Source organism: Phascolarctobacterium sp. (assembly GCF_045124115.1).
Classification (GTDB): Bacteria; Bacillota; Negativicutes; order Acidaminococcales; family Acidaminococcaceae; genus Phascolarctobacterium_A.
The window spans coordinates 14,441-40,677 of record NZ_JBGVLF010000029.1; the positions used below are offsets into that span (position 1 = coordinate 14,441).

25 protein-coding genes are annotated in these 26,237 nt (G+C 43.8%); 5 read left to right on the top strand and 20 right to left on the bottom strand.

Translation table 11 applies throughout. The annotated features are described in order from the left end of the window. Positions 1-283 precede the first annotated feature (283 nt). Together ACJMM4_RS04055 and pduL are read right to left on the bottom strand one after the other, a co-directional pair. Positions 284-1,741 (bottom strand): hypothetical protein, encoded by a 1,458-nt coding sequence (locus ACJMM4_RS04055; RefSeq protein ID WP_405383182.1) that lies wholly within the window; start codon positions 1,739-1,741, stop codon positions 284-286. Positions 1,742-1,766: 25 nt separating this feature from the next. After that, positions 1,767-2,348, bottom strand: a complete 582-nt coding sequence (pduL, locus tag ACJMM4_RS04060) for a phosphate propanoyltransferase (RefSeq protein ID WP_405380009.1) — start codon at positions 2,346-2,348, stop codon at positions 1,767-1,769. 163 nt (positions 2,349-2,511) lie between these two features. On the opposite strand from pduL, the gene ACJMM4_RS04065 reads away from it, so the two are divergent. After that, on the top strand, positions 2,512-3,012 hold the full coding sequence (locus tag ACJMM4_RS04065; protein WP_405380011.1) for a hypothetical protein: 501 nt from the start codon (positions 2,512-2,514) through the stop codon (positions 3,010-3,012). Positions 3,013-3,235: 223 nt separating this feature from the next. Further along, positions 3,236-4,852 carry a carbon starvation protein A gene (locus tag ACJMM4_RS04070; RefSeq protein ID WP_405383184.1) on the top strand — a complete coding sequence of 539 codons (1,617 nt, stop codon included), beginning with the start codon at positions 3,236-3,238 and terminating at the stop codon, positions 4,850-4,852. 57 nt (positions 4,853-4,909) lie between these two features. Here the strand turns inward: ACJMM4_RS04070 and gltA are convergent, their stop codons facing one another. The 9 genes from gltA to ACJMM4_RS04115 all read right to left on the bottom strand — a co-directional run bounded on the left by gltA (position 4,910) and on the right by ACJMM4_RS04115 (position 13,946). Continuing rightward, positions 4,910-6,289, bottom strand: coding sequence for an NADPH-dependent glutamate synthase (gltA, locus tag ACJMM4_RS04075; RefSeq protein WP_405380015.1), 1,380 nt, complete (start codon positions 6,287-6,289; stop codon positions 4,910-4,912). Beyond that, positions 6,286-7,128, bottom strand: a complete 843-nt coding sequence (locus tag ACJMM4_RS04080) for a sulfide/dihydroorotate dehydrogenase-like FAD/NAD-binding protein (RefSeq protein ID WP_405380017.1) — start codon at positions 7,126-7,128, stop codon at positions 6,286-6,288. The genes gltA and ACJMM4_RS04080 overlap by 4 nt, the downstream gene beginning before the upstream one ends. A gap of 12 nt (positions 7,129-7,140) precedes the next feature. Further along, positions 7,141-8,421 carry an amidohydrolase gene (locus tag ACJMM4_RS04085; protein ID WP_405380019.1) on the bottom strand — a complete coding sequence of 427 codons (1,281 nt, stop codon included), beginning with the start codon at positions 8,419-8,421 and terminating at the stop codon, positions 7,141-7,143. Positions 8,422-8,431: 10 nt separating this feature from the next. Further along, positions 8,432-9,106 (bottom strand): class II aldolase/adducin family protein, encoded by a 675-nt coding sequence (locus ACJMM4_RS04090; protein ID WP_405383186.1) that lies wholly within the window; start codon positions 9,104-9,106, stop codon positions 8,432-8,434. 2 nt (positions 9,107-9,108) lie between these two features. Beyond that, positions 9,109-10,353 (bottom strand): adenosylhomocysteinase, encoded by a 1,245-nt coding sequence (locus ACJMM4_RS04095; protein WP_405383188.1) that lies wholly within the window; start codon positions 10,351-10,353, stop codon positions 9,109-9,111. A 3-nt stretch (positions 10,354-10,356) separates the two neighbouring features. After that, positions 10,357-11,415, bottom strand: a complete 1,059-nt coding sequence (gene mtnA, locus ACJMM4_RS04100; protein ID WP_405383190.1) for an S-methyl-5-thioribose-1-phosphate isomerase — start codon at positions 11,413-11,415, stop codon at positions 10,357-10,359. Positions 11,416-11,424: 9 nt separating this feature from the next. Further along, positions 11,425-12,222 carry an S-methyl-5'-thioadenosine phosphorylase gene (mtnP, locus tag ACJMM4_RS04105; RefSeq protein WP_405383191.1) on the bottom strand — a complete coding sequence of 266 codons (798 nt, stop codon included), beginning with the start codon at positions 12,220-12,222 and terminating at the stop codon, positions 11,425-11,427. 5 nt (positions 12,223-12,227) lie between these two features. Further along, a complete protein-coding gene (locus tag ACJMM4_RS04110) occupies positions 12,228-12,902 on the bottom strand; it encodes an HAD-IA family hydrolase (protein WP_405383193.1) in 675 nt (224 codons plus the stop codon). Between the two features lie 183 nt (positions 12,903-13,085). Next, a complete protein-coding gene (locus tag ACJMM4_RS04115; protein ID WP_405383195.1) occupies positions 13,086-13,946 on the bottom strand; it encodes a hypothetical protein in 861 nt (286 codons plus the stop codon). 202 nt (positions 13,947-14,148) lie between these two features. On the opposite strand from ACJMM4_RS04115, the gene ACJMM4_RS04120 reads away from it, so the two are divergent. The 3 genes from ACJMM4_RS04120 (at position 14,149) to nhaC (ending at position 16,695) form a co-directional block, all read left to right on the top strand. Next, on the top strand, positions 14,149-14,394 hold the full coding sequence (locus ACJMM4_RS04120) for an Arc family DNA-binding protein (protein WP_405380033.1): 246 nt from the start codon (positions 14,149-14,151) through the stop codon (positions 14,392-14,394). Positions 14,395-14,727: 333 nt separating this feature from the next. Next, positions 14,728-15,279: an L-2-amino-thiazoline-4-carboxylic acid hydrolase gene (locus tag ACJMM4_RS04125; protein ID WP_405380035.1), complete on the top strand. Its 552-nt coding sequence runs from the start codon at positions 14,728-14,730 to the stop codon at positions 15,277-15,279. Between the two features lie 15 nt (positions 15,280-15,294). Next, positions 15,295-16,695 (top strand): Na+/H+ antiporter NhaC, encoded by a 1,401-nt coding sequence (nhaC, locus tag ACJMM4_RS04130; RefSeq protein ID WP_405383197.1) that lies wholly within the window; start codon positions 15,295-15,297, stop codon positions 16,693-16,695. Between the two features lie 59 nt (positions 16,696-16,754). Here nhaC and ACJMM4_RS04135 read toward each other — a convergent pair whose 3' ends face one another. The 9 genes from ACJMM4_RS04135 to ACJMM4_RS04175 form a co-directional block, all read right to left on the bottom strand. Next, the gene (locus ACJMM4_RS04135; RefSeq protein WP_405380039.1) at positions 16,755-17,741 is read right to left on the bottom strand and encodes a helix-turn-helix transcriptional regulator; all 987 of its coding nucleotides are present in this window, start codon (positions 17,739-17,741) and stop codon (positions 16,755-16,757) included. Positions 17,742-17,913: 172 nt separating this feature from the next. Next, positions 17,914-19,434, bottom strand: a complete 1,521-nt coding sequence (locus ACJMM4_RS04140) for a YifB family Mg chelatase-like AAA ATPase (RefSeq protein ID WP_405383199.1) — start codon at positions 19,432-19,434, stop codon at positions 17,914-17,916. Positions 19,435-19,453: 19 nt separating this feature from the next. Then, positions 19,454-19,828 carry a YraN family protein gene (locus ACJMM4_RS04145; protein ID WP_405383201.1) on the bottom strand — a complete coding sequence of 125 codons (375 nt, stop codon included), beginning with the start codon at positions 19,826-19,828 and terminating at the stop codon, positions 19,454-19,456. Continuing rightward, on the bottom strand, positions 19,806-20,636 hold the full coding sequence (locus ACJMM4_RS04150) for a ribonuclease HII (protein WP_405383203.1): 831 nt from the start codon (positions 20,634-20,636) through the stop codon (positions 19,806-19,808). The genes ACJMM4_RS04145 and ACJMM4_RS04150 overlap by 23 nt, the downstream gene beginning before the upstream one ends. 127 nt (positions 20,637-20,763) lie before the next feature. Beyond that, on the bottom strand, positions 20,764-21,624 hold the full coding sequence (gene ylqF, locus ACJMM4_RS04155; RefSeq protein ID WP_405383205.1) for a ribosome biogenesis GTPase YlqF: 861 nt from the start codon (positions 21,622-21,624) through the stop codon (positions 20,764-20,766). Positions 21,625-21,626: 2 nt separating this feature from the next. Further along, positions 21,627-22,193 carry a signal peptidase I gene (gene lepB, locus ACJMM4_RS04160; RefSeq protein ID WP_405383207.1) on the bottom strand — a complete coding sequence of 189 codons (567 nt, stop codon included), beginning with the start codon at positions 22,191-22,193 and terminating at the stop codon, positions 21,627-21,629. A 136-nt stretch (positions 22,194-22,329) separates the two neighbouring features. After that, a complete protein-coding gene (rplS, locus tag ACJMM4_RS04165; RefSeq protein ID WP_405380052.1) occupies positions 22,330-22,671 on the bottom strand; it encodes a 50S ribosomal protein L19 in 342 nt (113 codons plus the stop codon). 145 nt (positions 22,672-22,816) lie between these two features. Then, complete coding sequence (locus tag ACJMM4_RS04170) at positions 22,817-25,852, bottom strand: type I restriction endonuclease subunit R (protein ID WP_405383209.1); 3,036 nt, start codon at positions 25,850-25,852, stop codon at positions 22,817-22,819. Between the two features lie 205 nt (positions 25,853-26,057). Further along, positions 26,058-26,237 (bottom strand): hypothetical protein (locus ACJMM4_RS04175; protein WP_405383211.1); only part of this gene is annotated, 180 nt, incomplete at its 5' end.

The window sequence follows — 26,237 nt, forward strand, 5'->3', positions numbered from 1 at the left end:
TTTCAGACAAAGACAACGCGACCCATTGACAGGTTAAAACGCTCGTAGATTGCGTTAACTATGACAAAGGGTCGCAATAAGTATGACAATCAACACAACGTAGCCAGAAAAAATAACGGACGCAAAATAATAATTTTACGTCCGATAATATATATTATGTAAAATTTTTGCTTTTCACAAGCAACGATTTTCAGATGGCCTGATTGATTGCTTGCGTAAATTAATCCTCAAATTTGCTTTTATACATTATAGCACATTTCGGCGGAAAATTTTAGTACAAATACTAGAATTGCCACTGAGAAATGCTCTTTTCGAGCTCTCCCCCAGGTTCAAAACCGTTTTTATGACTATAAAGCAAAGCACTACCAAAATCTTTACCGGATTTCAAATGCAAGAGACTTGTCAACGGAAATTCTTTGAGGAATACCGCATCCGTATTGATTGTAAGCTTAGTTGCATCCTCGGTATAATCAAGCGCATAATCTGCAGACTGCAAAGCAAAATAATCTGCATCATAACGTTTTAGGCCACTAAGAAAATCCATTACCATCAGTTCCGCTTGAATCTTGCTCACTCTGGATGCACTGAGCATTTCTTTAAGATCCACATCTTTAGCTTTAAAGCTACAGGTTAACAGCATAGCATCAAAATTTGGCAAGAGTTTGCGCGCTGTAGATTTAGATTCTTGTCCCAGCACTGTGGCCAAATCTTGCGTATCTTCTTCAGCAGTATCTTGTTCAAGTGCCAGAATATCGGTGTAATCCGTATTTTCAAGCATTTTTTGCAGCATGGGCATAGGCGCAGCAAAACCTACGTTACCGGTAGCTTCCTTTTCTTTAAACTGCAGTTGTCCATATACCCAATCTTGAGGAAGCTCAATAGTTTTATCTGCAATAGTGTCCGTATAGCTTAACGGTTTGCTTGCTTCCGTAGGAACAGAGGTCCTAAAGCCTTGCAAAAATTTCTTATGAATATTTTTAAAGGAATCTAAAATAGCCTTATCAATAGTATCCGGATGTACAGTTTCAAGATTAATAGCTTCTGCCACTGTATTTTCCGGTTCCGGCTCCTTACTTCCTGCATCACTAAGCTCTAACTTCTTCTTCAAGGATTGACCGGGAAGCATCTCTTCTTCCTGTTTGGATTCAGTCAATATTTTACCATCATAATTAGCAGTACTCAGAATATAGAGCTGATCATTAGCAGATAATAAACTTGTCTGCACAGAAATCAGAGTATTATCCCTTTTATATAGGTACAAAAGAGTAATAACCTTGCGGCCTCCAACTTCTTGCAGATCAATAATGGGGTCCAATTCAGCAAACTTTTTATCAAAGAACTTTCTTTCCAAAGTATTATTGTTCTGGTGGTCAAAAGCAGCGTATTTTTCCAAATCTAACAAAGGTACAGGAATAGTGCGAACGTCCAACTGAGAACGCTTTAATAATGCCATTTGGTCAAATTGCTCGTTGAAGTAAGCAGTAGTAAAGGGACTACCTATAATCTGCTCCATTTCTTGGGCAGTATAATAGTTAATTACATGGACACTACCACTTTTAGCTTTCTCCAATTCAGCTAAGGGCTTAGCCTTAAAACCGGAAAACGCATATACTTTACTGCTCTCCATTTTATAGAAAGGTACGCCATCCTTAACGCTGTAACCAGCGTGTGCATTGGTATACGCCCACGCCTGACCGGAACACAGCAAGAAAGCAACAGTCAGAGCAACAGATTTTTTCATGTTAACGGCCTCCTTTCGGAACCATTTATGCTTTTTTAGTATAAACTACATCGACCATAACGCCGCTGTCTAAATTGCAAGCATTAGCTTCGTCGGTATCAATATGAACTTCGTCCGCATGTTTTACGCCTGCACGTACCAATACATTATGCAGTGTCAGACTACGTTCGCCTTGAGTGGTAATATCAACAATATCGCCATCTTCCAAGCCATATTTAGCAGCAGTTTCAGGATACAGGTGAACGTGGCGGGCAGCAACAATAATGCCTTCTTTTAATTCTAACTCACCGCAAGGTCCGATAAGTTTAGCACCTGCAGAGCCTGCAATATCGCCACTGTTGCGGATGGGCGCATTAAGACCGACTTTGCGAGCATCGGTCAAAGACAGTTCTATTTGCGTTTCCGGGCGCAAAGGCCCGATAATACGCAGTTTCATGGAATCTTTGGGAGTAACCATGGTAATTTGTTCTTCGGATGCATATTGACCAGGTTGACCGATAGCTTTTTTACTGTGCAATTCGCTACCTTTACCAAAAAGAATATCCATATGCTCGCGACACAGATGAGCATGACGGGCGCTAACGCCTAAAACGATGGGAAAATGCATGTATATCACCTCATAATATTTTTGTTTACTGAAATATTATACCACATATCCATTTATTGTGCGGTAAATTATCTGTAACATTGCAATAAATATAGCGTTTTACTGGACAGCAGTGTTTTTTTTGCGTATACTATAAGCATTAAGAACAATGTGAGGAAGAAAAATGGAAGCACAAGCATATCTTGATTTACTGCAAAATCGTTTGCAACGTTTTTTTGATAATAAACCTTTGCCTACTAACCTGCCCTATACTTTAGTTGCAGAACTCAACGCCAGTGATGAAGGCTATTTTTTGGTACCCAGCATTAAGACATACTGCGTTAAACATAACGAATATCTTTACGCACATGTTTTTAACGAGCCTTTATTCATGACACAGGTGCTCCCCTATCTTGACCATTTGAAAAAGCAAATGCAGGAATTACAGACCACTACGGAGCATATGAGCAGTCTCTTTGCTATGCTCTTTATCTGCGAGCATGGCATTGACGCAGCTACGCTGGCGGAACTAGAGAAAACCAAATACCACAAGGACTATTGTTTTACTCTCAAAGGTTGGTCTGATTTAGCAATTTATGTGGTAGATTTAAAGAAAGAAAAGCTCTATTGCAATAAGGCAGGACGAAAAACTGCAGGATATTTCGATTTTGTTGCATTAAAATAATATAATCAGCTGTTAAGAAGGAATATTTTGTGCCTAACTTAACAGCTTTTTCATTATAAAATGTATAAATTATCATTTATGCTATATGTGTACATATATATTGACAAAAATACAATATATGCTATACTATTGCTATATTGCACGATTTATTGTAGAAATTGTGTGAATATTTTATACTATTTTATTTGCAATGATGCAAAGGGAAAGAAAGGATGTCAAAAAAATGAGTGGTTTCTTATTACTCGTAGGCTCTATGATTATTTTCTTCATTGCCTACACTACTTATGGTGCATGGCTGTGCAAACAGTGGGGTATCGACCCTACCCGCAAGACACCTGCAGAAACATTACGCGATAACGTGGACTATATGCCCACTCCGCCTGCAGTGCTGATGGGCCATCACTTCTCCTCTATTGCCGGTGCAGGCCCTATCGTAGGTCCTATTACCGCAGCTGTATTTGGTTGGGTACCTGTTATGCTGTGGATTTTGATCGGCAGTATCTTCTTCGGCGGCGTACATGACTTTGGTGCTCTGTTCGCTTCTATCCGCTTCGAAGGCAAAACCATTGGCCAAATTATCGAAGCAACTTTGGGTAAGAGCGGTAAATTCCTCTTCTCCATTTTCGCTTACGTAACCTTGCTGGTTGTTATTGCTGCATTTGCTAATATCGTTGCCGCAACCTTCGTTGCCAGTCCCCAAGCTGCAAGTGCTTCCCTGCTCTTCATCTTGCTGGCAGTTGCATTTGGTTTGGCAGTATATCGTGGTGGCTTGAGCTTCAAAATTGGTACCGGCATCGGCGTTGCTCTGTTGGTTGTCTGCATTGCTTTGGGCAACATGTTCCCCTTAGTTTTGAGCAAAAACACTTGGGTATGCATTCTGATGGCGTACATCTTTGTTGCTTCCATTGCTCCTGTATGGATTCTGTTGCAACCCCGTGACTATCTGAACTCCTTCCTGCTGTATGCTTGCATCGCATTCGCACTGATTGGTATCGTTATTTACCAACCGACCTTGCAATTGCCTGCAGTTACCAGCTTTGATCCTTCCGGCAAAGGCACCAACCCTATGTTCCCCATGCTGTTCGTAACCGTTGCCTGCGGTGCTATCAGTGGCTTCCACTCTTTGGTATCTTCCGGTACTACTTCCAAACAATTGGATAACGAGGGCAACGCACGCTTGATTGGTTATGGTTCTATGCTGTTGGAAGGCGTTCTGGCTGTTGTTTCCGTTGTAGCAGTTGGCTACGTTGGTGGCGACAAGCTGACCGAACTGCTGAAAGCAGGCGGTCCTGTAAACGTATTTGCTGATGGCGTTGGTACTTTCATGACCACCTTTGGTTTCTCCTTTGGTGTAGCAAAAGGCTTTGTAGCACTGACTATTTCCGCTTTCGCTATGACCACTTTGGATACTTCTACTCGTCTGGGTCGTTTCATTTTCCAAGAGCTCTTCACCAAAATTGAAGAAGAATCCGGCGAAGCTAAGGGCAATCTGCTGACCAACCCCTACGTTGCAACTTTGATTACCGTTGTTCTCTCCGGTTATATGTCCTTGGGCTCCTACCTGACTATTTGGCCGATTTTCGGTGCTGCTAACCAATTGCTGGCTGCTCTGTCCCTGTTGGCTGTAGGTGTTTGGCTGAAATCCGTTGGCAAGAATAACTTGATGGTAATTATCCCCATGATGTTCATGTTCTGCGTAACCTTGGTTGCACTGGTACAAATCATTGCAGCTAATATGGCAGCTCATATTGTAACTGCTGCTCTGGGTACTGTACTGTTCATCCTGGCAATCGCACTGTTCTTCACTGCTCGTAAGAGCCTGTTTGGCAGCGCAAAATAATTGCAAAAAAATTAATCCCGCTCTACTTCGGTAGAACGGGATTTTTTTTGTGGCTAGTTATTTTTTGCTCAGATATTCATCAATAGCAGCAGCTGCCTTTTTACCTGCGCCCATAGCGCTGATAACGGTAGCAGCACCGGTTACAATATCGCCACCGGCGAATACACCGGGAATGGAAGTTGCGCCAACTTCGTCAGCAACAATATTACCGCGTTTGTTAACTTCCAAATCAGGAGTGGTATCTTTAATCAAGGGGTTAGGTCCTTGACCGATAGCCATTACAACCATGTCTACATCCAGAACGTATTCGCTACCCTTGATAGCTACAGGACTGCGACGACCGCTGGCATCAGGTTCGCCCAATTCCATCTTAATGCATTCCAGACCTTTTACCCAGCCTTTTTCATCGCCAATAATAGCAGTAGGATTGTTCAACAAGCGCAGTTCGATACCCTCTTCAACTGCATGGCCGATTTCTTCCTGACGGGCAGGCATTTCTTCTCTGCTACGACGATAAACAATGTAAACTTCTTCTGCACCAAGGCGCTTTGCGGTACGGGCAGCATCCATAGCAACGTTACCTGCACCTACAATAGCAGCTTTTTTACCAACATATACAGGAGTTGCTACCTGCGGGAATTGGTAAGCTTTCATCAGGTTTACACGAGTCAGGAATTCATTAGCGCTGTAAACACCATTGAGGTTTTCACCGGGGATATGCATAAAGTGAGGCAGACCTGCACCGGTACCAACATATACAGCATCAAAGCCTTCTTCTTCCATTAATTCCTTAATGGTAAAAGTACGACCGATAACTGCATTAACAACAATCTTTACGCCTAATTCTTTAAGAGCAGAAATTTCATGTTGTACGATTTCCTTGGGCAGACGGAATTGAGGAATACCATACATCAATACGCCGCCTGCAGCATGCAGTGCTTCAAACAGGGTTACATCATAGCCCAACTTAGCCAAATCACCTGCGCAGGTTAAACCACTAGGACCGCTACCAACAATGGCAACCTTTTTGCCGTTGGGTACAATACCGGAAGCATCAATAGCATCCAAACCATGCTCACGAGCATAGTCTGCTACGAAGCGTTCCAAGCGGCCAATGGCAACAGGTTCACCCTTGATACCCAATACGCATTTACCTTCGCATTGGTTTTCCTGCGGGCATACGCGACCGCAAACAGCAGGCAGAGTGCTTTTGCGTTTCAAAATCTTGATAGCTTCCTCAAAGTTTTCCTCTGCTACCGCATGGATAAACTTAGGAATCTCTACATTTACAGGACAGCCTGCTACACAACGGGGTTTGGGGCAGTTCAAGCAACGTTGCGCTTCGTCCACTGCCATTTCCTTAGTATAGCCAAGTGCTACTTCTTCAAAGTTTTTATTGCGAACATCAGCCGGTTGTTCCGGCATCGGGTTTCTCATTCCTCCACGCATTTGCAATGACCTCCGCAGCTATATTCCAGTACTTCCTGGTTCTTATACATTTGTTGACGCATAACTAAATTAGCAAAATCAACTTGGTGAGCATCAAATTCAGGACCATCTACACAGGCGAATTTATTCTCGCCACCTACCATTACACGGCAGCCACCGCACATACCGGTACCGTCAACCATGATAGTATTCAAGCTAGCAGTAGTTTTTACTTCAAAGGGTTTGGTTACTGCAGCCACATTCTTCATCATGATTACAGGACCGATGGCCAATACAAGGTCAACCTTCTCCCCTGCTTCCAGCATTTCGCGCAGAGGATCGGTTACGAAGCCCTTGCGACCTGCGGAACCATCATCAGTAGTAATGATTACTTCATCACTAATAGCAGCCATTTTATCCTGCCAAATAATCAAATCCTTGTTACGTGCGCCAATAATGGAAATAACCTTGTTTCCCAGTTCGCGATATGCGCGAGCAATAGGATAAACGGGCGCAACACCGATACCACCGCCAACTACTACAACGGTGCCGAATTTTTCCATTTCAGAAGGACGACCTAAGGGACCAACTACGTCCAAGATGTCGTCGCCAACGTTAAAAGTTTCACACAAATGATGAGTGCTGTTGCCAACTGCTTGGATAATCAGAGTAATAGTTCCTTTTTCTCTGTCAAAATCTGCAATAGTCAGGGGTACACGCTCGCTGAATTCATCGGTGCGGACAATTACAAATTGACCTGGGTGGCACTTGTGTGCTACCAAGGGTGCGTCCACTACCATTTCATAGACAGCAGGAGCAATGCATTCTTTAGTAATAATTTTTGCCATGTTGCTTCTCCTTTATCGTTTTAATAAATTGGCGGTGCATTTTTCTGCTTCCGCATAAATCTTTTCTTCATCAAAGGTTAACAGCCTGCCAGCTTCCACTACCTTTTTGCCAGCTACAATAACTGTATCAGCATCAGTGCAGTTGGCTGCGTAAACCAATTGGGATAGTTTATTGTGACGAGGATACCAATAGGGCTTATGCATATCCCACAGAACAATATCCGCCAATTGTCCAGCCTCTAAAAGTCCTAGGTTTTCAAAGCCCAACACCTTAGCGCCATCTACAGTAGCCATCTCCCAAGCCTTGCCTGCAGGTACTACCAACGGATTATAAGTAGTAGCCTTGTGCAGCATGGAAGCTGCACGGCACTCTTCCAGCATATCCAAATTGTTATTACTGGAAGCACCATCGGTACCAATGCCGACTACAATCCCCTTCTCTAACATTTTAGCCACAGGAGCAATACCACTAGCAAGCTTCAAGTTACTTTGAGGATTATGGGCTACACGCACTTTTTTAGCAGCCATAATATCCATGTCTGCATCAGTCAGATGCACGCAATGAGCAGCGATAGTACCAAGATCGAACATTCCCAATTTGTCCATCATTGCAATAGGCGTAACGCCATGTTCTTTTTGGTAGCTTTCTACTTCAAATTTGGTTTCGCACAAATGCATTTGAATTTCCGCTTTGTGGTCTGCTGCAGCAGCGATAACCTTCTCTAAATAATCAACAGGACAGGTATAGGGAGCGTGGGGACCGTAGGTAATACGGATTCGTCCGTCATCGTACCCCTGCCAATTTTCAGCAAGCACATTGTTTTCCGCTAGCTTTACGTCCTTATCAGGTGCTACACCAATCAATCCACGACACAGGTTGGCGCGAATACCGGTTTCCGCGCAGGCACGGGCTACGTCCTCCATAAAGGCGTACATATCGGCAAAGCAGGTAGTACCGCCCTTGAGCATTTCCACAATACCCAGCATAGCGCCCCAATAAATATCGTTGGCATTCATTTTATCTTCAATAGGCCAAATTTTATTTTGCAACCAATCCATCAGTTCCATATCGTCCGCATAGCTGCGTAACAATGTCATGGAAACATGGCCGTGGGTGTTGACCATACCTGCGGTTGCAAGCTTACCCTTACCGTCAATGACTTCGGCATCAGCGTATGCTTCAGGTACGTCTTTACCAACATAAGTAATTTTATTGTCTTCAACTGCAATACAGTACATTTCCCCATTGGGCGTATGCAGCAGTTCAATGTTTTTAATCAGCAATTTGCTCATATTTTTACTCCTATTCCTCACCCATCTGTCGTTTAGAATAATGGGCTTCATAAAAGTTGTGCATAATAGTGGAATCTTCAGCGTCCAGCTCGTAGACTTTGCCACCGCTGCTTTGGCAGATAATGGCAATCTGAGCAGCTTTTTCTAAAACTTCCGCTACAATCAAAGCATCCTCCATGCTTTTGCCCCAGCATACAGCACCATGGTTGGCCAGGAGGACAGCCTTCTTCCCTTGCATAGCTTTTACCGCGGCATCTGCCAAATCCTGGGTACCACAAATAGCATATTCTGCGCAATTAACGCGCCCACCACAGATTTGTACGATATCTTCGATAATCGCAGGCACTCCTTGATGCATTGCAGAAAGGGCGCTAGCGTAAATACTGTGGGTGTGGATGATGGCGCGTGCTTCCGGACAAGCTGCGTAAATCGCTGTGTGCAGTTTGCTTTCGGAAGAAGGAATCCGTTCTCCCTCCACTACGGAGCCTGCCTTATCCAGCAACACTACATCCTCAGTCTGTAAATTTTCGTAACCACGACCGGAAGGCGTAATGGCAATTAAACCATCTTCAGTCAGACAGCTGATGTTGCCCCAAGAGCCTGCCACAAGATGCTTTTCAATCAACTTGTGCCCCATTTTTACAATAGCAGCACGTCCTTGCTCTTTTGTTAATAACTTTTCCATAATTATTCAGCAGCCAGATAAGCTTTCTGTTCTTCGGTCAAGGTATCAATGCCTGCACCCATTGCAGTCAGCTTTAATGCTGCAATTTCGGTGTTCAATTCTTCAGGCAGTACATACAGTTTGTTCTCCAGCTTGCCTTTATTTTCCAGCAAATATTTCATTGCTAAGAATTGCATAGCAAAGGACAAGTCCATAATTTCAATGGGATGACCATCGCCGCAGGCCAGGTTAACCAGGCGACCTTCGCCTAACAGGTTCAGCTTACGACCATCTGCCATGGTATAGGTCATAATGTTTTTGCGTACTTCATAGGGAGGAATAACACTCAGTTCTTCCAAATGATTCTTGTTAACCTCCACATCGAAGTGACCTGCATTGCACATTACAGCGCCGTTTTTCATAACTTCCATATGAGGTTTGGTGATTACATCCTTGCAACCGGTAACAGTTACGAAGATGTCGCCTTCCTTAGCAGCTTCCTGCATGGGCATCACGCGGAAACCATCGAATACTGCTTCGATGCCTTTAATGGGGTCTACTTCCGTAACAATAACATTGGCACCCATGCCTTTAGCACGCATGGCTACACCCTTACCGCACCAGCCATAGCCTGCAACAACAACGGTTTTACCTGCTACGGACAGATTAGTGGTACGCATAATGCCATCCCAAGAGGATTGGCCTGTGCCATAACGGTTATCAAACAGATACTTGCAATAAGCATCGTTTACTGCAATCATGGGGAAAGCAAGATGGCCTGCTGCAGCCAAAGCTTTCAGACGATGTACACCAGTGGTGGTTTCTTCGCTGCCGCCAATCAGCTTGCCAATCAAATCACGACGTTCACCATGAAGCATGTTTACCAAGTCGCCACCATCATCAATAATCAGATCAGGTTCAACCTTCAATGCTTCACGCAGGTACATATCATATTCTTCGTTAGTGCAGCCGTGAGTAGCAAAAACGGTGATGCCGCTATCAACCAAAGCAGCAGCAATCTCATCCTGTGTGGACAAAGGATTGGAACCGGTTGCAACTACATTGGCACCTGCATTTTTCAACACTTGTGCCAAGTAAGCTGTTTTTGCTTCCAAATGGATGGTAACGATCATATTTAAGCCTGCAAAAGGCTTAGTTTTGCTGTATTTTTCATTTAACAGGTTCAGCATGGGCATATATTCCTTGGCCCAGGCAATACGTTGATGGCCTAAGGGGGCCAAGTTAATGTCTTTAATAATGCTTTCCATGTATTAAAAGTCCTCCTTGCTTTGTTCTTGCAATCGTTTAATGTTTTCTATATAGGGCGCAGTGATTACGCCATATTCCGTTATAATACCTGCAATAAGTTCTGCAGGAGTAACGTCAAAGGCAGGATTAAAAGTTGCTACCCCAGCAGGCGCAGTCTGTTCGCTGCGGAAGCATTTTACTTCATCTGCAGCACGTTCTTCAATGGGAATCTCTGCCCCGCTGGCAATGCTAAAGTCGAAAGTGCTGACCGGTGCTGCAATGTAGAAAGGAATGCCATGGGCTTTTGCAGCCAAAGCTACGCCATAGGTACCAATTTTATTGGCAGTATCACCATTGGCAGCAATGCGGTCCGCACCTACTACAACAGCATTAATGCCTTTAGTACGCATGGTCCAAGCAGCCATATTATCTGTAATCAAGGTTACGGGCAAGCCATCTTCATATAATTCATAAGCTGTCAGCCGTGCTCCCTGCAGTAAAGGACGTGTTTCGTCTGCATAGACCATCTTCAATTTTCCTTGAGCATGAGCGCTACGCAGTACGCCCAAAGCAGTACCCCACCCACAGGTAGCCAATGCGCCTGCGTTGCAATGGGTCAGCACAACGGCATTTTCCGGTAGAACGGCTGCGCCATACTCACCCATCTTCTTATTACGGGCAATGTCCTCGTCATAAATCTTGATAGCAGTCTTTTCTAACTCTTTAATGATTTTATAAGGAGCATTATCCTGCTTGTTCAGCTCCACTGCTAAAGCGTAAAGTTTATTAGCTGCCCAAGCCAAGTTTACAGCTGTGGGACGAGCAGTAATCAAATCGGCACGAATTTTATCTAATGCTCCCAAAAAGTCGGGAGTATCTGCTACTTCCCTAGCCCCCAGCACCATAGCAAAGGCGGCAGCAGCCCCAATAGCAGGTGCACCACGCACTTCCAAGCGCTGGATGGCAACCTTTACCCGCAGATAGTCCTTGCAGGGTATAAACTCGCACACCTGAGGCAGCTTAGTTTGGTCTAAAAGCAACAGGGTTTTATCAGCCTGCTGCCATTCCATTGTTTCAACCATAATTGCTCCTTACAGTTTAAAACCGCCGAATTCTTTTAAAGCTTCGGGACAACCACAAGTAATATCAACAGGCTCATTATCAGCCAAAAACATATCAATTAACGTCCCCATAGTTTCAATGCTCTTAGCCATGGCTTCCACTACTTCGCTATGAGAAAGCGGCGTGGGAGAAATTCCGGCAGCCATATTGGTAACAATGGAGCAGTTTGCATAACACATTTCAGCTTCACGAGCTAATAGAGCTTCAGGAATACTGGTCATGCCAACTAAATCGCCACCTAACATAGCATAAGCTTTGATTTCAGCCGCAGTTTCAAAGCGAGGGCCTTCGGTGCAAACATATACACCGGTTTTATGGAATGTTACGTCCATTTTTTCTAAACATCTAATAACCTTCGCACGGATTCTGGGACAATAAGGCTGAGTAAAATCTACGTGCACTACTCCACGTTCGGGAGTATCGTAGAAAGTGTTAATACGGCTCTTAGTAAAGTCCAAGGCGTTATCGCAAACTACAAAATGACCTGCCTTCATCTCCGGATTAAGGCTGCCAACTGCGGTAGTAGCAAAAATTTCTTCCGTACCTAAGGATTTTAAAGCCCACATATTAGCGCGATAGTTAATTTTATGGGGAGCAATACCATGGTCTACTCCGTGGCGACTGAGGAACACTACCTGATTGCCATTGAGTTCGCCAATTTTGCATTTAGCCTGACCATAGGGAGTTTCAATAATCTTTTCTACGAAATTGGGAAATTTCTCAGGATTTTCAACACCGGTACCACCGATAATAGCAATTTTGCGCATTTTTACTACCTCACTTTCTTGTTACCATTTAATTTGTCCATAAGAGAAAGTAAATCCATAGGTTTGGCAATCGTGTAATCTGGTTTGCCCTGCTCCATGATGGTTGACCAATCAAGGCAAGTATATTCCACTGCCACTGTAATATTGCCTGCTGCATTACCGCTTTGGATATCAAAAGGGCTGTCGCCTACGCAAAGGCACTCCTCTGGGGCAAGCTGCAAGCGTTGGCAGGCTAGCAGCATAGGGTCGGCATAGGGCTTGCCGCGCTCCGTATCCACTACGCTGACTATAGTATCAACATAGGGGAGCATATCCAAGCAACGCATCCCACGCTCCAGCATGGGCGGCTTTTTAGAAGTTACGATGGCTATTTTCAAACCTCGTTCTTTCAATGCAGGTAATAACTCTGCTACCCCAGGAATTGGTTTAATCATAGTATCATGATTAGCAGCGTTGAATTCGCCGTACAGCTTACGCAGTTCTAAAACCAGGTCAGGACGCTGGCTGAGGATATCCAAAGCATCTGCCAAGGGCAGGCCGATGGTGTTGATAATATCCTGCCGCGGTGGTTTGAAACCCAAGCGCGTCTGCAACGTATGCTCAAAGGTCGCTACGATTAAATCTATGGTGTTGGCTAAGGTGCCATCAAAGTCAAAAAGAATTCCTTTAATCAAGGTCATGCTCCTTAAAATTCCATTTCATCTTATTAATTATACCACAAGAACCCCATAAAAGGAATGTAGGACGAAGGCTTTTTAGTGGTTACAAATTCGGTCAATTGAACTCTACGTAATTATTGCTTTTTTTGGCATAATAAAAGGCCTCCTATGATTTGTCTTTCATCATAGAAGACCTTGTTACCTTCACCTCATCATAAAAAGGCAATACCCATGTCCACTGATTTTCCCTACTTCAAACTGCCTCCAGCTTATCTTCATTTCCTTCAATTCTGTCATATCTTCCTCATACCATTCGTGCAATAGCTCGTCCTCTTCCTCAAACTGTGCCTTTATCTCCGCTTCCGTAAATTTGTACTTTAACAGATGCTCAGCGATGCGCTTTTTGAAATCTTCAAAGCAGGGAATGCTATAAGGCGTCAAAAAGTCAAGTAAAATAGTTTTTTCGGTTTCCGCTTGCTTGGTTTTCTCTTCACTCGTCATAACCAGTGGGTTTAGACCAGCATATTTGTGGTAAATACTGACGACAACATTCTGCTCTTCCTTATTAATTGCCGAAAAGTCAAATACATCGTCATGTTTTTCAAGTATCGCCCAAATTTCCATAAACTCCTCCGGCGTAATAGCATGGCCATAAAAAATCTTACCAAGTGCGACACCACTGATACCATAGTTGTATTTCTTTTCAGCAGTATATACGTAAAGCCATGCTTCTCCACCCTTGCTATATTTACTTTTATAGCCTTTACTAATCAACATCTGAGATATGCGCCTAAGCTTGGCCATATCAGCAGGAATTACGCGAACAAGCAGATTTGGGCATTCTCTGTTCTTGATTTCTTCTTCCTGAGGCTTGAATTCCACAAGCTGCGCCAACAGCTCAGTTTGCTCACCTTTATCTACCAAAATGTTCACCAAAACATCGTACCAATCATGTCTGTCCCTAAAGGGCATCGTATTAATATGGTAATCTAAAGCATTCGGTTCGGTAATCAAAACTTCTGCAAACTTCTCCATATACTGTCTAAATAATACTTCATTTGCCATTGAACTTTCCTCCTCAAACTTTTTCCTTACAGTTTAATTATAGTAAAGTTGCTGTCCCTTCTTTGTCTTCGGTAGCATATTCGTCATCACAATTATAAAATTCTTATAGAGAAAGTAATGACACCTAAACTCTGTCTTTACCCTTGCACAAATGCTCAAGATTGCCTATAATAGTATCTAATAGGATTGGGAGGGATTAATAATGGAAGAAGCACGCTTTACCTTGCGGATTCACCCGATTATTATGAATAAAATGAAGCATATCGCCAAAAATAACGGACGCTCTGTAAATAAGGAAATAGAGCAAATCTTAAAGTGGGTTGTAGAAGATTACGAGCGTAAGTGCGGACGCATTGTCCTTGATGAACAAGAGATGCCCAAAAGCACTGCCAAAGTGGAGCCCATGCCGGAAAGCCCTATGGATATGCTGTTTAAATTGGAAAAATAACGCGCAAAATACAAATGACCATCCCCGTAATTTGGAGATGGTCATTTTTTATTGCCACAAGACAATCATGGACTAATGTTGCCACACTAGTAAAGTCGCCACCGCAATACTAATGACAAGATTTGGCAATTATTTATTTCAGCGATTAACACTTATACATCTGGAATTGCTACTTATGCACCTCCTTTCCTTGACGTCACCGCAATAATACCCTATAATTGTGGTATGAAAATATTGTGACGGCGATTTTGTAAGGCATGTCCATATAATATCGTCATTTGTCAATCAACCGTTTTCAAACTCCCTTGCGAGGGGTAATTAAGGAGGATGTTTATGAGTAAAGAAGAAATCAAGGCTTTTATGGACGCTTCCAGAATCACCGAGCCTGCAACAGTGGAAGAATTCCATCAAGCAGTAAAGGACGCCTATAAGGACCGTACTCGTCAGGTGTATTTCATTTGGCGCAAACTGAAGGAATTATATCCGGAAGTTGATGCGAACCGTGTTATTCGCGAAGGCAGCTGGGACTTTGGTTTGTACCAAGGACAAAAAATTGTAGAAAAATTCGGTGATGCCGAAAAAATTGGTCCCAAAGAAGCATTACTTGGTCAAACCTCCCGCGGCGGTCTGTTGGTGTTTGAACAAGAAATCCAAGAATTGGAAGATAACCGTGCGGTAAAAATTTTTAACTGCTGCCCTCATTGCGAAGCTTTGAGAGAATTAGGCTGCAGCCCAGAAGAAATCAAAATGTTCTGCCGCGATATGCTTGGTCATTGTGACTACGCAATTTGCGAACCCTTCCCCAACGTAGAAATTGATTTCCCCACTACCATCGCTGACGGCGAAGGCAAGGGCTGCGCTATGACCATTACTCGTAAAAAATAAAGGTATGAGGTGTTTATGATGATTAGAAAACCTACTTTTGCAGAAGCACTTGTTCCCCTGCTGGGCATGGTACTGCTACTGGGTATTGGCTATGGTAAATATGGTCTGCCCATCCAATTTCTGCTTATCGTTGCTGCCGGTTTGGCAGCTTTGATTGCCCAACGCTGTGGCTATACTTGGAAAGATATGATTATCGGTATTGCTGAAAAGATCACCAGCAGCCTGCCATCCTTGTTAGTTATGGTTTGCGTAGGTGCGATGATTGCCAGCTGGATGGTTTCCGGCACTATTCCTATGATGATTTACTATGGTATCAAGATCATTGATCCGCAATTTCTTTTTGTAACTGCCTTCTTCGTAACAGCTGTAATTTCTACTTTTACCGGTACCTCCTTTGGTTCTGCAGGTACTGCAGGCGTTGCCATTATGGGTATTGCTATTGCTTTAGGTGTACCATTGGAAATTGCTGCCGGTGCAGTTATTTCTGGTGCGGTTTTTGGCGACAAGCTGTCCCCTCTCTCCGACACTACCATGTTGGCACCTATTGCTGCAGGTTGCGATTTGTATGACCACATTAAACACATGCTCTACACCACCGGCAGTGCAACTATCCTGTGCATTATCGTTTACACCGGTATTGGCATGTCCATGGATGTGTCTTCTATGACCAACCCGGAAACTGTCAACGCTATTTTAAGCAACCTGGAATCTCTGTATAACTTCAACTTGCTCCTGCTTATTCCCCCTGTATTGATTTTCTGGGGCGCTTATACTAAAAAGCCGACTATTCCCATGCTGCTCTTAGCTTCCGTTATCGCTATCGCTATGGGTATGTACTTCCAAGGCTTTGCATTGAAAACTGCGCTGCAAGCTTTCGTTGGTGGCTTTAAAGTTGCTATGATCCCCGGTGCAGCAGATGTCAAAGTCGTTAAACCTATTGTTTCTTTGCTGACTCGTGGCGGTCTTATGGGCATGATGGGTACTGTACTCTTGGTATTCTGTGCTTTCGCTTTTGCAGGTATCTTCAGTAAAGCAGGCTGCATCGAAGTTGTTTTGGAAAAAATCATCAGCTCTATAAAATCCGTTGGTCAATTGATTACTGCAACTGTTGGCTCCACTTTGTTTATGAGCATCGTTACCGGTAGCTCCTATTTGGCGATTTTGATTCCCGGTGAAATGTTCAAAGATTTATACGCTAAATTTAATCTTGAGCCGAAAAACCTGTCCCGTACTTTGGAAGACGCAGGTACCTGCGCCGTTCCCCTTGTTCCTTGGTCTGTTGCCGGTACTTACATGGCAGCAACCTTGGGCGTGCCTACTTTAAGTTATCTGCCTTGGACCATCCTTTGCTATAGCAGCTTCGTTTTCGCTATCATCTTTGGCTTCACAGGCATCGGCATCGCTAAAAAGAAATAACTGCTTACACAAAAACCCCGGACCGCGTGGCCCGGGGTTTTACTTTTCTTTACTCTTCTTTAATACTTGGCGAGAATGTCCTGTAAATATTGTTTGTACTTCTCTTTAATATGCTCAGGTTTAACAATGCGCACCGTGTTGCCTAAGCTTGCAACCAGACCGTAGAAACCTTCGCTGTCCGTAACTTTAAAGTGCACAGTGAAGTGGGTATCAGTGCAACCCATAAAGAACAGATTGTTGCCAAAGTGGCGCTGGATGTACTGGCGCAGGTGATTTTCGCATTCTAAGAATACATCTACTTGCTCACCCGTCCAACCATTGACAGTGCTACGAACATATTTAGCAATATCAAAATCTCCTGCAAACTCCGGAATTTCTTCCTTGGGTTTAACAGTCTCGTCCAATTCCTCCACTGTAGCCATCATATCAACGCGCATATAGGCAAGATTGGCGTAAGGTTCGAAATTAGCTAACAAATAGTACTCGTTGTTGTTCAAAATCAAATAATAAGGATTCAATGTCAGCTTCTTCCCATTGCGTTTCAAAACACGCTTATTATTCTTGTCATAAGTATAGGATTGAATAGCAATTTTATGTTTGTTGGAGATAGCCTTTAAAATGGTCTCCATTTTAAGCCCATTATTCTTTTCAGAAGTCTTTAAGTCTTCATCCATAAAGGACATAGTATTGATAATCTTCTTACCCTGCTTGGAAGCCAAACTCTTAATACTGCGCAACAGCTCACGTGTTTCCTTGGGATTAAGATATTTGGCAGCGTTGACAGCATCAGCCAAAATCTTCAGCTGATAATCTTCAAAACGTTTATGCTCCATATAAAAACCACGGCGCATATTTTCGCATTGGGCAATACCATAACCGCAGTCCATCAACAGATGAATGCTGGAGGTAACGGACTTGCGCTCCACCACCATGTTTTCTTCATCAAGGAGTATTTGACAAATCTCTGTAGAGTTTAAGGGATGATCCTTGTCAGTCCGCTCCATAATCTGCAAAACCTTCAGTAATGATTCCTTTGTACTTGCCATAATGACGGTCTCCTTTGCGCTTATTTCTAGCCTACGCTAGCTACAATACTTTTGCCACTATTATACCACAAATACTGAAATTATAGACAAAAATACACAGGATTTCACAAATTAACAACATCCACACAAACTGCTAGTATAAAAACAACGTAAACTGTTCAAATATTTACACTTAGCCATTGTTGTTGGTGCGAAGTTGAATTGCTTCGGCTAAATGCATGGCTTCAATAGTTTCACTGCCTGCCAAATCCGCAATAGTGCGTGCTACCTTGAGAATACGGTCATGGCTGCGGGCGCTTAAATTCAAAAGCGTAAAATACTTTTCCATAACTTTTTGAGCAGCATCTCCTAAATGGCAGTATTTGACTACTTCGCTACGCCCCATTTGCGCATTGCAGTGCATCCCCCATTGCTCCAAACGCTCCTGTTGGATTAGGCGTGCTTTTACCACACGCTCCCTAATAACAGCAGAACTTTCTCCCGGCGCTTTATCCTTCAACTCGTTAAACTCTACGCGAGCCAAATTTATCTGCATATCGATTCTATCCATCAACGGACCGGAAATTTTACGGCGATAAGCATCAATATCCTTCTGCTTACAGGTACAGCGGTGTAGTTTATCGCCTAAGAAACCGCAGGGGCAGGGATTTTGTGCAGCCACGAGGATAAAACGGCTGGGAAAGGTCAGCGCAGCACGAACGCGGGAAATGCTTACTTCGCCATCCTCCAAAGGCTGACGCAGCATTTCTAAGGTAGAACGGTCAAACTCCGGCAGTTCGTCCAAAAAGAGGACCCCGTTATGACTAAGGGTAACTTCTCCCGGTCTAGGAGTGGAACCACCGCCTAAAAGGGCGCTACCGGAAATACTGTGATGAGGACTGCGGAAAGGGCGCTCCAGCATGACGCTGTCCGCTTGGGACAGCATACCGACAATACTGTAGATTTTCGTCACTTCCAATGCTTCTGCTTCCGTCATAGGCGGCAGAATGGTAACGAGGCGGCGTGCCAACATGGTTTTACCGCAACCTGGGCTGCCCACCATCAGGATGCTGTGACCGCCGGCAGCTGCGATTTCTAAGGCACGGCGTGCCACCAGCTGTCCCTTGACATCTGCGAAATCCACATGATAGATACGCTGCTTGTTTTGCAGGATGTTCTCTTTGGGCAAAGGCTCCAAAAGCTTTCTCCCTTGCAAATGCTCCACTATTTCTGTCAAGGTAGACGCTGTATAAACTTTGATTCCTTGGATCAACTTGCCTTCAGCAGCGTTCTCCCGTGGGATGAACACTTCCTCAATGCCACAGCGCTTTGCCTCCATTACCATGGGCAGCACGCCGGAAACCTTGCGTACACAACCATCTAAAGAAAGTTCGCCAATAAAGACTTTGTTCTGCAGTCTACGGCTGTCCAAAAGCCTTGTACAGCACAGAACACCTACTGCAATGGGCAAGTCCAGCCCAGAGCCTTCTTTACGTAAATCTGCAGGAGCAAGGTTGACAGTAATCTTGGTCATAGGGAACGGATAATCGCTGTTGCGAATGGCAGCTTTTACTCTTTCCTTGGATTCACGCACTGCCATAGTGGGTAAGCCCACAATATCGAACTGTGGCAGACCGTTGCTCACATCCACCTCTACTAAAATTCTTACACCATCAATACCACAGGTAGTTTCGCCTAAAACTTGTGCAAACATTTTTGTCCTCCTCTTTACTTCAGAAGCAGTGCGGAAAATGATTAAGCTGCACACCCGCACTACTCCCTTGAATGATAATCTCAACTACATCAAAGGAAAGTACCGGTATGCAGCTCATCAAACCCTCACATTGGAGGTAATATTCAGCACATCGATAAATTTTTCTTTGCTTCGCCAAGGTCACTGCCTCCGCAGGCTTGCCATAGCGCTGCGTGGCGCGAGTCTTGACCTCAATAAAGCTTAATACCCCAGCCTTACTGGCAACAATATCAATTTCTCCGTAACGACGGCAACGAAAATTACGTTTGAGGATGGTATAGCCATTACTAATTAAATAGTTACAGGCTAAGTCCTCACCGTATTTCCCAAGCTTAATCCTTGATTGGGTATTCATAAGCATCAGTTTTTGGGGAATACAAAATATTATCAGCAGGTGCCACAGGTGGCAAGTCCATGCTCTTCACAGGCTCATAACTGCGCCTGTGCCAACGGGTGGCGCCGTTAGCGGCAATGGCTTCCATATGGGCACCGCTACCATAACCTTTATTACTGCCAAACCCATAGGCAGGATAAAGTGCATCCAAGCGCTCCATAATCCTATCACGAGTAACTTTGGCAATAATCGAAGCTGCGGCTATGGACACACTTAAAGCATCACCATGGATGATGGATTTTGTTTCCATGCCTTTGGCTTCTACAGGCATAGCGTCGATTAAAGCAACTTGGGGCTGTACTGCCAATGCTTCCAGCACTTGCGCCATCCCCTGCTGGGTCGCGTGGTAAATATTGTACTTATCAATATTACTGATGCTGACAATATTTACTTCTACCGCGATAGCTTTTTCCAGCACTTGGTCATAAAGCGCATCACGCTTAGCAGCGCTCAGCTGCTTGGAATCGTTAAGTCCGCTGATAAACGCATCCTGGGGCAGGATTACAGCGGCGATTACCAGAGGTCCTGCTAAAGGTCCCCTACCAGCTTCATCCACACCGGCAACGTAGGTGGAGCCTTGTGCGTAACATTCTTGCTCAAAAGCGGTCATTTTGCGGTAGCGTTCCTGCTCTGCTGCCAGCTTGGCTAAACGCTTGTCATAGGCTGCTAGTAGCTTTTGGACACCACTACGCACGTCCTGCCTTAGCTCCGCCAATTGCTCCGCCGTTGGCTGCCCTGCCAACAGCTCTTTGACTTCGTTAATCTTCATTACAACACCTCTTTTTTGCACAAAAACCGCCTTACAGGCGGACTAAGGGCGTTATGACACCTTGGTCCATGGTACTGCAAAGCGGTTATTTTGATAACCTTGAAGCGCCCTTTGGCGAACGCTTGACTTAGGGCTCATCCACCGTAAAGCGACCTAAACGGCCGGTGCGAAAATCACGCAGGACTAATTGGTCCACTTTGTCCAAATCCAGCAGGCCGCCTGCTTTCAAGCAACCGCGGGAGGTGGCAATTTTGGTCATGACGCTGTTTACGTCATCTTCTGCCTCTAAGCTTACTGCATATTTAGTTTGCAAATCTGCGGGATATTTCCGCAGGAGGAAGTCGATTAAAAGCTCTACGGCTGACTCCCTATCAAATACATCTTCTTTAATTGCCCCTGTAGCTGCCAGCGCAAAGCCCACAGCAGGGTCTTCAAACTTAGGCCACAATACGCCGGGAGTATCTAAAAGCTCCAAGCCTTTAGCAATCGTAACCCATTGCTGACCACGGGTTACACCGGGCTTATCCGCTGCCATAACCTTGTTCTTGCCAACTAGGCGGTTAATCAAGGTAGATTTACCGACATTCGGTATACCTACAATCATAACACGAACAGGACGATTACGCACGCCTTTTTTTAACCATTTATCAATAACAGGTTTCGCAGCCAACTGAATAGCGCTGATTAATTGCTTCACGCCTTTACCTGTGGAACAATCCACTTGGCAAACTGGAAGACCGCTGCCTTTAAGCTTTTCCAGCCAACGCTCGGTCTGTGCTTTATCAGCCATATCAATCTTGTTCAGAGCAATAACCTTGGGCTTGTTGCCTAAAATGCCCTGCAGCATGGGGTTGGTGCTGGAACGAGGAATACGCGCATCCAGCATTTCCACGACCACGTCTACCAATTTGATTTGACTTTCCATCATGCGCTTGGCCTTGGTCATGTGGCCGGGGAACCATTGAATTTTAAAATCTTCCAATCTCATGGTTACATACCCGTATCAGCCTTGATTACGCGGATTCTGTTCAAAGGCCAGAAAGCGCACACTGCGCGGCCTTTTACTAAGCGGTGCGGAACCATGCCTACATCAGCAAAACGGCTGTCTTCAGAATTGTTGCGGTTGTCGCCCAGTACAAAAATTGTACCTTCAGGAACGATAACCTTGCGGTAGTTGGACATATTCTTGCCCTTGGGATCGTTTTTATAGATGTAATCCTCTTTTAATTGGGTACCGTTAACGAATACAGCGCCGTTTTTCATTTCTACGCTGTCGCCACCAACTGCAATAACGCGTTTGATAAAGTCCCTGCTTTCGTCCTTAGGAAAGCGGAAAACTACGATTTCGCCACGTTTGGGGTCGCCTACAAAATAGCTCAGCTTGTCCACAATAAGGCGTTCGTGGTTAACCAAAGTGGGATACATGGAAGAACCTTCTACCATATAGGGCTCTACCAAGAAAGTGCGGATGCAGAAGGCCAAAGCTACGGCCACAATAATGGAAACCAGCCAATCACTGGCGGTGTCCTGCCATGAGGTTTCATTCTTACTACTCAATCTTCAGTCCCCTCTCTAAAACAAATGCTTATTTTATTTTAGCACAAAAAATGCATTTCGTCATACAAAATATGTGAAATATAAACAAAATAAATAAGGGGAACCGCATAAACGATTCCCCTCATCATGAACATAATTAGCGTTTTTCTCTGATACGAGCTGCTTTACCGGTCAGGTTGCGCAGGTAGTACAGTTTAGCACGACGAACGATACCACGGCGAGCTACAACGATCTTGTCGATACGCGGGCTGTGAACCGGGAAAGTTCTTTCTACGCCAACACCATAGGATACACGACGAACGGTAAAGTTTTCACGTACGCCGGAGCCGCTACGAGAGATTACAACACCCTCGAACAATTGGATACGTTCGCGGGAACCTTCGACGATTTTGCAGTAAACCTTAACGGTGTCGCCTGCTTTGAATTCAGGGATGTCGGAACGCAGTTGTTCTTGTTCCAGTACTTCAATAATGTTCATAATTTCCTCCTAAATCATAGACGTTCATGTGTCAACCTCACAGCGGACCGTCCGTATTACACGCAGAATATTATATCAGAAAGCCCCTTTAAATGCAAGGGAATTTTGTAATATTTTTACATAAACAAGAAGAAAAGTTTTAGGGTTAAAGCAAGCCGAAGAAACGCTCAAAGAAGGCTTTCAACCTAGCGATAACGCCCTGCTTTTTGGCTGTGCGCTTGCCTCCGCCGCCAAACATGGACATGGCAGGAAGAATCTTGTCGAAGTCCGTGCCTGTAGTCTTCAATACGCCGTCGCGGAAGGCGTTGTCCATAAGCTTTTCCGTATCTTCCTGTTTAAGTCTTTCTTCTTTAATAATATTTTGCAGTTCTTCCTGTTTCTTGGCGCTGATATAGTTCTTCCATTCATCCGTAACGGAAGTGCCTACGTTAACCGTATCTACAAATGCCATAATCAAATCCTTCTTACTGCGATAGGAAGGACTGGAATCAATAGCTTTTTCAATATCAATGCGGATTTCTTTGTTCTTACAATTATCCTCGTGATATTTTTCTACCAACATTAAAATGTAGTCGATATTGATTTCCACTTGCTTAATAAGCTCTAGTTCAAATTCAAGATCATCATTGATATTCTTAGTTTTTCCATCAACAATAGGTTTAATCTTATCCCAAGTGTCGATGTAGAGGCTTTGGTAGTCCTGCATATCTCTGTCGGAAAGCTTGCGGACATCGGCAAATTTATCAAAGGATGTCAGCACATTGGTTGCTCGTAATATCTTGCCAAAGAGCTTTACAAATTCACGTTCAGCTTCCTCCCCTACTATCTGCACTCCTAGAGGATAATTAGCCTCCAACTCCTGCAGTAGTTCAAGATAGCCTTGGACATGCTTTCCGTCTTCCTCATAACCATAATAATAGGCATCGAAATTTTTCAGCAACACAATGCCTTCGGCTTTACTGTCACCAAAAAGCTCGAGCGCATCATTAGTAGCCTTCTCCAAATCGCGGAAGCAGACGATATTACCAAAAGTTTTTACGGAGTTCAAAATACGGTTGGTACGGGAGAAAGCCTGTATCAAACCGTGCTGGCGCAGGTTTTTGTCCACCCACAAGGTGTTCAGCGTAGTAGCATCAAAGCCTGTGAGGAACATATCTACTACAATAAGCAGATCTACTTCTCTTGCTTTGACTTTAGCAGACAAATCCTTGTAGTAGTTTTGGAATTTATCGGAAGAAGTATCGAAATTCGTCTTAAAAACTGCATTATAATCGGCAATAGCACTTTCCAAGAACTCTCTAGAATTTTGGTCCAAACCTGTAGTATCAAAGCCTTCTTCCAAAAGTCCGTCTTCACTATCTTGCTCATTAGGAGCGTAGCTGAAAATGGTAGCAACAACCAGCTTGCGATTGCTGGCTGCCAGTTGGCGTTTAAACTCCAGATAATATTTCTTAGCCATAGGAATGGAGCTAACCGCAAAAATAGAGTTAAAGCCGGACACGCGCTGACCTTTCAAAGAATAGTAACAATTACGTTTTGTCTTTTGATCGAAATGCTCTAAAATATATTTAACTACTTCCGTAACACGGGCAGGCGCACCCAAAGCACGTTCCCTATCAATGGCAGTGACTTCTTCGTCACGAATACCTTCCTTAGCTTTAATGGTATTTACGTAGTCGATACGGAAAGGCAGCACATTACCATCATTAATGGCGTTGACAATGGTGTAGGTATGCAATTTATCACCAAAAGCTTGGGGCGTGGTCTTTAGATTGGGATTGCCACCGGAAGAAGCATTCTTTGCAAAAATAGGCGTACCAGTGAAACCAAAAAGGTGGTACTTTTTAAAGTGTTTGGTAATATTGGTATGCATTAAGCCAAACTGGCTACGGTGGCACTCATCAAAGATAATGACGATATGCTTATTGTAAACAGGATGATTCTTGTTCTTGCTGATGAAAATATCAAGCTTTTGAATAGTAGTAATAATGATGCGTGCATCATCATTCTCTAACTGCTTTTTCAGGATGGCTGTGTTGGAGTTACCATTGGCAGCGCCTTTCTCAAAGCGATCATATTCCTTCATAGTCTGGTAGTCCAAGTCTTTGCGGTCTACGACAAAAAGCACCTTGTCTATTTCCGGCATTTGTGCTGCAAGCTGTGCTGTTTTAAAGGAGGTAAGGGTTTTGCCACTGCCTGTGGTGTGCCAAATATATCCTCCGGCATCGATAGTGCCTGTCTTTTTGTAGTTGGTGGAAGTGCGGATTCTACTTAAAATACGCTCTGTAGCAGCAATTTGGTAGGGGCGCATAACTAGGAGCAGGTTTTCCGTAGTAAAGACGCAGTATTTGGTAATGATGTTTAGGATAGTATGCTTAGCAAGAAATGTACGGGTAAAATCTACTAGGTCATTGATAACTTTATTATTAGCATCTGCCCAGAAGCAGGTAAACTCAAAGCTGTTGCTGGTTTTCTTGCTCCTATTTCTTCCACCCTCAGCCATTTCTTTAATATGGCTGTCGCGGGTGGTGTTGGAATAGTATTTGGTGTTGGTACCGTTGCTGATGATAAAAATTTGCACATATTCATACAGACCGCAGGCAGCCCAAAAGCTTTCCCTTTGATAGCGTTTGATTTGGTTAAAGGCTTCGCGAATGGCTCTGCCCCTACGCTTGAGTTCAACGTGCACCATGGGCAAACCATTGACCAAAATGGTAACGTCATAGCGGTTTTCGTGGTCGCCACGTTCTTCCGTGTATTGGTTGATGACCTGCAGGCGATTATTATGGATATTCTTTTTATCAATGAGGGTGATGTTTTTAGTAGTGCCATCATCCCTAAGCATGTTTTGAATATGATTGGTTTGTATCTTCTGCGTTTTCTCTACTATGCCCTCGTTTTTGTTAGCGATTACGCCTTCAAAAAAGCGTTGCCATTCCTTATCGCTAAAGCTATAGTTATTCAAAAGCTCTAGCTGCTTGCGCAGGTTGGCGATTAAAGCTTTTTCGTCATGGATCTGCAGGTATTCGTACCCTTGGGTGGTGAGCAGTCGGATGAACTCTTTTTCCAAGGCTGCTTCGCTTTGAAAAGCATCGGAGCGCATCAACTTGCCATAATCCGCAACATATTCAGATACGACGGTGCTTTCATTCATCTCTGCAACCATATTATACGTAGACATAAAATCATCTCCTAAAAAATTCATTAAACGCTACTAATCGGACAAAAACATCGGACATTATCCGGCAAAGCCCGAATACAACATATAGATTTTCAAGCTATTATTGGGGTATATTCCATATATATTGTGTTCCAATCATCCATCATTCAAACTAGTCGGACAAAAATATCGGACATTATCCGACAATAAATAACTTTATAAGACACTACTTAACAATATAATGTGTTCTAGGTCCTTGCTTGATCATTACTAAAATGTCGTCTTCACACAACTTACTCAGCGTATATCTTGCCTGTCTGCTAGTATATCCACATAATTTCTGAACCTTATCATTATTAATTTCTCCAGTTTGATCAATGTAATCTAGGATTAGTCTTTTAGCTTT